Raw genomic sequence first — 7,305 nt, forward strand, 5'->3', positions numbered from 1 at the left:
CCCGTAGCATCATCACGATACTCAATAATGCGAGTAGACCGTGATACCTTCCTCTATTGATCACATTCTTCAAATAGGAATTGAAGAAGATGGCCCATATCCAGTAGGAACCGATCAGATGGAGGTATTTCCAGAACCAAGGTGAGATGCGGATCTTGATAGCCGTGAAAGTGGTCAAGGCCATCAGGTACATGAATAGATAAGCGGTTCCCCCGGCAAAAAGAGACGTGGCCTTGGCCAAAGTGAATACCGGATGAATGTACTCTTGGAGTAAGATGAGAAAGATGAGATGCACCGTATGCGATACTGTGAAAGCCAGCCCTAGATGCGGACGCCAACGTAGCCAGACAGCAGTAATATCCGATCGGACGAAATGATGAACACTGCTGGCTGCAAAGGCCAGGGAGAACAGGATAGCACTGCTTCTGGCCGTGCCACGGATGAGAATGCGTAGGGAATCTTCATCGAATCCCCTTGAAGCCATCAGAGCCCAGGTCCACCCAGCGAGAACCACAGCCGTTACCAGTATAACGATGAAATAGGATCTATCGCTGCGCAGTGTCACCATAACAGCACTAAGATAAACTACCAGTATTCTTCGCGAATCTGCCACTCTCGCTCGGGAGGGTAGGCTGGTAGATAGCCGGCCTTGGCTGCGATGAGTTGGCCTCGTGGACTGGTCAGAAAGGCAATGAATCGACTCACCGGACCTGTGTAAGGTTCGAACTCATAGATACGAATCGGTGCATTGTTTCGAGTATCGGTCCTATGGTCTCGAATGAATACCATTGAATCCACCGAAAGGGCAAAGGTCTCTTCCAATCGGTCTATTCTATCAGGTTCCAGATTTATCCCGACCACTGCTGCGAGGGCAGAAGTCGATTCTTCCGCAAGATCAGATAGGGAAGTGCTGGAGCGTATGGTCAAGGCCCCAGCATGGGGATAGAGATGGTTGAAGACTGCATATTCCTGATGAATCAGATCTACTAAGGAGGGATGGCAGATCAGCACAGTTTCCTGGGGCGCTCGAGTTTCCTCCTGACACCCATTCAAGCCTGAGCAGAGCACCAGAACTATCATCGCATGTCGATCCATCTGCAGGATACCCGCGGCTCTGAAGACAGCATAAGCCACCAGCAAGGAACCAAAGATTCGATAACTGCTACTCATATCGGCATTGAGTATCGGGGCTTGAAGGATGAAGAATAGTCCCAATCCTGTGAAAAGGAATGGACGGATGATCCGAGATTTCCTCCTGTAACTCATTTCAATACGAAGGTTATCTGCTGTACAAATCGTACCCGGACCAACATGCCGCCTTGCATACCGGGTGACCACTGCGGCATGGACTCGATCACACGCACGGCCTCCTCATCCAATCCGCCCCCGATACCCCGTATGACCTCCACATTGGTCACAGAACCATCTTTCTCTACTACGAAACTCACATATACCCGCCCTTGGATACGCAGTTCTTTGGCCGTAGATGGATAGGAGATATTGGAACTGATATAGCGGAGTAGTTCTGTATCACCACCGGGGAAGAGGGGCATGGTCTCCACTACCGTAAAGGGTTCATCAGGCAGCTCTTCTACCACAGCCACATCGGTCTCATCGAATATGACCGAGTCGGGAACGTCTATAGTCTCCGTACTTGGGGCGGCCTCATCCAATTCATCTATGGTAGGCACCTCTTCATCATCGGGCACCTCTTCATCGGGTTTGGCCACGGGAGGTAAGTATTTGACCGACTTGATCTCTTTAGGCGGAACCTTGATGGGCTCGGGCGGTTTCTCCACTTCTATAGGAGGTGGGGCTGAGAGTTCGGAATATTTCAAGGTGCGTTTGGCCTCGATCTTCAGGGCTTCTTCCTCCTTTTTGAAGATGATGTCGATGAGCAGGGGTGCACTGAAGAAGAAGGCAATGAGAAAGGCCGATATCGCAAATCCGATCAAGCTGTGCTTGGCCTGCCTTTGGCGTAATTGATAGGCACCATATTCCTTGTTGCGGCCATGGAATATCACATCATCTATGTGACGCTGCTCATCCATTGTCCAGATCCATTATCAATGCGAGGTCATCATCTGTGATATCCACGATGGCATAGCGCTGGATAGCGGTGATATGCATCTCATCGAGTATATCCACCAGATTCTTGTAGGTAGACGCTTCAGAAGGCTTGATGAGGACTACGATATCCTCGATCTCCTGGTCTTTCTTAATCAGAAGGTCGCGTATTCCTTCTGGACTGTAGTCGGTCTTCTCTATCTCTGGGTCTGTGATGCCTTGATACCAGTATATCTCATCTTCATCATGGAGAATGATGGTCAAGGTCTTGGACTCTTTGACCGCTTGCTCTTTCTCTACCGCTTCTTCATCCGGCTTGACCGGCATCACGATCTCCATAGCCTGTGGAGTGGCAAAAGTGGTCGTGAGCATAAAGAAGGTGAGGAGGAGGAAGGCCAGGTCGACCATCGGATTCATGTCGATCTCCACATCCTTCTTTTTCACGCGCTGGTCCCGAGAGTGGACTTCTTCGGTCAATATGTCCTCTTTACGCCTGATCATGCTTCTTCTTCAGCTAGGGTCTCCTTGTCGGTGATCAAGTTGAATCGGGTAATCTTGTTCTTGACCAGGATATCTATGATCTCCTTGATGACCGGATATTGGGCGTCTTCATCTCCTTTGATAGCAAAGCGCATCCGTGGATTGACCAAACGGCTATGGATGACCCATTCCTGGAATTGATTGTCAAGCGAGTCCATAGGAATTCCGGGTTGTTGAAACTCCTTTCTTTCCATGGGTTTGAGACTCAGGAAGTCTTTCAGTTGGGACACCTCTACTCCGAAGGATGGGGTCAGGGAAAAGGCCCGGACTTCCTCTTCTTCGAACTGGATATCATAGCGCGTCCCCATCATGGCTATCAGTCGTTCACGCGTGAATTTGCCATCCATTCCGTAGAACACCTTCCCATCTTCGCTCACCGTGATAGTGCCGATATTCTTTTCAGGGATCTTGATCTCTGAAGTGGAGCTGGGCGTGATGACCTCCACTGCTTCTTCTGTCTTGAACGTGGTGGTCATCATGAAGAAGGTCACCAAGAGGAAGGCCAGGTCGACCATGGGATTCATGTCCAACTTGGGAGAGGCCGGCCGTTTCTTGGGAGTGCTCATGCGCTCTTTCTCATGTAGCCCTCTTTCATGCTACTCAGAATGGAGAAACTCGCCTCATCGATGGCGAAGGTGATCTTGTCGATGCGTGCTGTGAAGTAATTGAATACCACAATGGCCACCGCAGCAGTGGAGATACCCAAGGCAGTGGTGACCAGGGCTTGAGATATCCCATTGGCCAATCCTACGGCATCTGGTGCTCCTACACGTGCGAGTGCTGAGAAGGCCTTGATCATACCCGTGACCGTACCTAGCAGTCCTATGAGCGTGGATATAGATGCCAGCGTGGCAATGATGGACATGTTCTTATTCAACTGTGGAATCTCCAGTTGCGTGGATTCCTCGAATTGATTCCTGATGGTGATGAGTTTGGACTCTTTATCGAAGTCCGGGTCATCATCCACCATCATATAGGTCTTAATTCCATTCTTGATGACACTGGCCAAGGAGCCTTGTTGAGTATCACAGGCCTTCACGATGCCTTCGGTCTCTTTCTGTTCAAAGGACTCTTTGACCTGGGATACGAAACGGGCATTGTCAGCCTTTCCTCTCGCCTGACGCAGACTGATGAATCTCTCGATAGCATAGGCTACAAGAATGATCTGGAAGGAGATGAGCAGAATGACGATGCTACCGCCCTTGTATACTACCCCTAGGTAGTTATTCTTCAAAGGCTCATTCAGGTTGGAACCTCCTTCGAAGTTGGCCGGGTTGCCCAATACCTGTGTATAGATGAAATAAGCGATGACAATGGCCAGTGGTATGATAATGGCTGCAAGCCATCCTTGGATATTCTTTCCCATAAGAGCGCGAATTAGAGCTGTTTTCGCGGTTCAATGTAGAATGGGATGCAAACTAGAAAACTGACTTTTGACAGTTTTTTTTCTGAAACTCGGCAATCGGGTCAGAGACCTTCTCCCCAGTTCTCGATCTCCTCATCGGTCCATACGCTGGGGAAGAAGATGCGCTTCTGATACTTGGGATGCATGTATTTTTCCCAAGCACTACCTCCTGTGGCTTCGGCTTTTTTCTTCCCGGAATTCAGATAGTGATAGGCTGCATTATAGTGGGCCATGACCCATTTGACGTTGATTGTCCAGTCCAGATGCCGCATCATGTCCTTGACCGTCTCATCTTCACCTTCTTTATCCACCAACTGATGATAGATGGCATAGAGATTCCGGTCTTCGTACTGATCGGCCGTCTTGAAGAATTTACCGAGATACTTGGTCTCGAAATCCTCGAGCATATAGCTCTTCTCACCGGTATGGGGGTCCACGCCTGCAGCCTGCCAATAGATCTTCCTGAATTTCTCTTGTAGAGGCCAATCATCGGAATAATCATCCCTATACCGGGCATCGATGAGGTTCTCGATATCGGTCGAGCGAAGTTCGATCAAGCGGTATTGGTAACTCTGAAATCCACTCGCGGGAGAGAGGGTATTGCGGAAACGCATGTATTGCTCCATCTCCATGCCTTCTTGCATGATACTGAATGAAGAGCTCAGCATGTCGAAATAGCGGCTGATCCGCCCTAGTTTCAATTTGAAGAACTTACCATTGATACCAGTGTGCTCGGCCACCTGCTCGATCTCATGCAGAATGAGCTTGAACAGCAGCTCATTGATCTGGTGATACATGATGAAGACCATTTCATCTGGAAAGACGGTACGCGGTATCTGAAGATTGAGCAGAGCATCCAGATTGATATAGTCCCAGTAGTTGATGGGTTTGCTCCAGAGGAGTCCGGTCATGAAGATATCCGGGTTGAGGCCTTCGCCTTCGTACTTGGCACGTATCCGGTCTACGATCTGATCTTTGGTCCAGCCTTCTTCAGGTGCACTCATATGATAGTCTCTTTGGTTTTAAAAAGGGTGTGGATGAAGTCATCGATCTCTCCGCGATCGAACATGCCTTCAATATCGTGTTTCTGGATGAGTCCTTTGAAGTACTCGTCCTGCTCGAATCCCTTCTGCTGGGCTTCGGCATAGGGGATATGGCTGAATGTCACCATACTGTACAGGGACTTGTATCGCTCGGGATATAATTCCATGATGCGGTGCTCCAGTTTCTTGCGCAAGAGGAATCCCTCATCGTTGACCGAGTCGGCCATCACCTGATAGTTGTACAAGGCCAGATCGGCAATGGCATCGGCATTGGGTTTTCTGCGTTTGCCGAACTCGGGTAGGATCTTGCTGAAATCTCCATCGAATTCATCGATCATCTGGTCGAAGACATAGCAATCCTCGAATCCGGAGTTCATTCCTTGTCCGTAGAAGGGTACGATAGCATGCGATGCATCTCCGATGAGCGTCACCTTATCCTTCCATGACCAGGGATAGCAACGGATGATCACCAGCGGTGCCTGAGGATTCTCATTCCAGTCCTCATCGAATGTGGGCATCTGTGCGATGGCATCTGGGAATATCTTCTCGAAGAAGGAACGTGCCGCCTTAGCATCTGTCAAATCCTTGAAGGAGTTCTCGCCTTCATAGGGCATGAAGAGGGTGCAGGTGAAACTGCCATCACCATTAGGTAGTGCGATAAGCATGAAGCGTCCGCGTGGCCAGATGTGCAAGGCTTCTTTCTCCATACGGAAGTCCCCATTCAGGTCGGGGATGCTCAACTCCTTGTAGTCGGAATCGATATAATCTTGGGTATAGTCGAAGTGGGGTAGACGCTGCATGATGCCGCGTACACGGGAGAAGGCGCCATCCGCACCGATCAAAATATCAGCTTCCACCTTCTTCTCCTCCTTGGTGGTATAGTCGACAAAGGTGGCCGTAGCGCTGTCCACATCCACATGCATGCACTTCTGATCGTAGTGAAAGGTCACATCGTTATCCTGCTCGGCATAGTCCATGAGGATCTTGTTCAATCCACCACGAGAGATGCTATAGATGGCCTGATCATCTATGCCATAGGGCTGGAAACTCAGATTACCCTCCACCGAGTGGAGCATGCGCCCTTTCATGGGGATGGCATGGGCACGAGCTATATCTCCTACACCCACGGCATCCAAGGCTCTCCAGCCTCGCGTGCTGCAGGCCAGGTTGATACTCTTTCCGGCCACGATCTTCTTCTTGCGCAGGTCGGGTCGTTTCTCATAGACGGCCACCTGATATCCTCTTCGACCGAGGTAACAAGCAAGAAGAGAACCTACCAGACCGGCTCCTACAATGGTGACTTTCTTAGACATATAGATGCGATCGATTTGATGGGATATATGGGTAAATGTAGCTGCTTTGAAGCTTGTGCGGGGGTGGAATGGACTGATATTGGTCAATCGTAGACCTTCACCCCTGATTTCAGCCAGATACCCCATAGTTTACTGTAGGCATGCACTGAGTCTGTTGCTTGGCCGGTATTGATCACTTCGTTGCCCTGATTGACCCACTCGAATATGCCTCCATAGAGATTGTAGACCTCTGAGAATCCCATGTCCATCAATCGCTCAGCGATCTTCTCACTGCGATAGCCGATGCTGCAATAGACCACTAGAGGGGTATCTCGATCCAATGAGGCCACCTGTGTAGAATCGAATGCCTCATATCCCACATGGATGGCTGCGGGCAGGTGGCTGACCGCGAATTCTTTCTCTTCGCGAGCATCTAGGAAGGTGAAATCTCCAAGTCTATCCTTCAATGAGTCCACCGCAATCTCTTCGACAGAGTGAGAGAGCATGGTATTGAGCATGGCCTGGTACGATCGGCTGGTGACCTGCTCTTGGCCCCATAAGATCTGGGAGAATCCCATGGTCGTTAATGCACATAGGTATAGTAGATGCTTATTCATCGAAGTCTGTATACGTATAGTTTCCTATATCCAGTATCCGGCAGTAGTTGCCGAATTCGATTTTTCTATTTTGGAAGTGCTTTCTCATTACGCGGAGGTGTGCATTGCCAGACTTTTGCAATCAATTGATCGGTAACAGGTTCAGAATGAATAGATAGCACATTATTCTTTGTTTTGAAATCTGAATGCAGATACGGTATCGCAGATATAGGCAGATTTCAATTGACCGTGAAATGTATCCATGTCGAGTTTCGGTCTAAGTTTAATCATACCAGCCTTCAATCAGAGGGACCATCTGAAGGAATTGCTTCCTTTCTTGAGGCAATATGTAGGCCAGATCG

Annotated in this window: 9 protein-coding genes; all 9 read right to left on the reverse strand. The window is 49.3% G+C overall.

Annotated features, from left to right (window positions below):
* Positions 1 to 568, reverse strand: a 568-nt coding sequence (locus tag HKN79_07105) for a hypothetical protein (GenBank protein NNC83329.1), incomplete at its 3' end; no start/stop codon positions are given.
* 17 nt (positions 569 to 585) lie between these two features.
* Positions 586 to 1,266 carry a hypothetical protein gene (locus tag HKN79_07110; GenBank protein ID NNC83330.1) on the reverse strand — a complete coding sequence of 227 codons (681 nt, stop codon included), beginning with the start codon at positions 1,264 to 1,266 and terminating at the stop codon, positions 586 to 588.
* Complete coding sequence (locus HKN79_07115) at positions 1,263 to 2,051, reverse strand: energy transducer TonB (protein ID NNC83331.1); 789 nt, start codon at positions 2,049 to 2,051, stop codon at positions 1,263 to 1,265. The genes HKN79_07110 and HKN79_07115 overlap by 4 nt, the downstream gene beginning before the upstream one ends.
* Positions 2,044 to 2,568 (reverse strand): biopolymer transporter ExbD, encoded by a 525-nt coding sequence (locus tag HKN79_07120; GenBank protein NNC83332.1) that lies wholly within the window; start codon positions 2,566 to 2,568, stop codon positions 2,044 to 2,046. The genes HKN79_07115 and HKN79_07120 overlap by 8 nt, the downstream gene beginning before the upstream one ends.
* Positions 2,565 to 3,173, reverse strand: a complete 609-nt coding sequence (locus HKN79_07125; protein ID NNC83333.1) for a biopolymer transporter ExbD — start codon at positions 3,171 to 3,173, stop codon at positions 2,565 to 2,567. The genes HKN79_07120 and HKN79_07125 overlap by 4 nt, the downstream gene beginning before the upstream one ends.
* The gene (locus HKN79_07130; protein ID NNC83334.1) at positions 3,170 to 3,973 is read right to left on the reverse strand and encodes a MotA/TolQ/ExbB proton channel family protein; all 804 of its coding nucleotides are present in this window, start codon (positions 3,971 to 3,973) and stop codon (positions 3,170 to 3,172) included. Before HKN79_07130 ends, HKN79_07125 begins: the two co-directional genes overlap by 4 nt.
* Positions 3,974 to 4,074: 101 nt before the next feature.
* Positions 4,075 to 5,016: a tryptophan 2,3-dioxygenase gene (locus HKN79_07135; protein NNC83335.1), complete on the reverse strand. Its 942-nt coding sequence runs from the start codon at positions 5,014 to 5,016 to the stop codon at positions 4,075 to 4,077.
* Positions 5,013 to 6,368, reverse strand: coding sequence for an FAD-dependent monooxygenase (locus HKN79_07140; protein ID NNC83336.1), 1,356 nt, complete (start codon positions 6,366 to 6,368; stop codon positions 5,013 to 5,015). The genes HKN79_07135 and HKN79_07140 overlap by 4 nt, the downstream gene beginning before the upstream one ends.
* Before the next feature lie 83 nt (positions 6,369 to 6,451).
* Positions 6,452 to 6,964, reverse strand: coding sequence for a rhodanese-like domain-containing protein (locus HKN79_07145; protein NNC83337.1), 513 nt, complete (start codon positions 6,962 to 6,964; stop codon positions 6,452 to 6,454).
* Positions 6,965 to 7,305: the final 341 nt, after the last annotated feature.

This window comes from Flavobacteriales bacterium, assembly GCA_013001705.1.
Classification (GTDB): domain Bacteria; phylum Bacteroidota; class Bacteroidia; order Flavobacteriales_D; family JABDKJ01; genus JABDLZ01.